A 481-nucleotide genomic window follows, 5' to 3' on the forward strand; every position below is an offset into this window, starting at 1 on the left:
GTAGGGAGCCAATCTCTACTTTAAAAAGAATTATCCGATGCCCGGGTGGTGGAATTGGTAGACACAAGGGATTTAAAATCCCTCGCTCATAGAGTGTGACGGTTCAAGTCCGTCTCCGGGTACCATCTTTATACTGTACTTTCTGTCCAGTAATTTAAATAGTAGTAATTAAACCTGTATCAATAATGTAATTAATTTACTTAACATTTACAATGCAAATATTTTTATACAATAAATATAGCTAAGATGTTGTGATTTAGCGGCCAATAAAAGATGTAGCGTCTCGTTAGTTGTTTAAATTTAGTGTGTAGATAAGTTAAAGAGTTTAATTAGTTAAATCTCTTAGTAAGTTAAGAGTTAGTAGGGAGCCAATCTCTACTTTAAAAAGAATTATCCGATGCCCGGGTGGTGGAATTGGTAGACACAAGGGATTTAAAATCCCTCGCTCATAGAGTGTGACGGTTCAAGTCCGTCTCCGGGT

At 36.6% G+C, this 481-nt stretch carries 2 tRNA genes; both read left to right on the plus strand.

Annotated elements, in window-relative coordinates:
- Positions 1-39: 39 nt before the first annotated feature.
- Positions 40-125, plus strand: a tRNA-Leu gene (locus H4J67_RS20025).
- 274 nt (positions 126-399) lie between these two features.
- A tRNA-Leu gene (locus H4J67_RS20030) sits at positions 400-481 on the plus strand.

The organism is Colwellia sp. BRX10-4 (assembly GCF_014077465.1).
In the GTDB taxonomy this organism is placed as follows: domain Bacteria; phylum Pseudomonadota; class Gammaproteobacteria; order Enterobacterales; family Alteromonadaceae; genus Colwellia_A.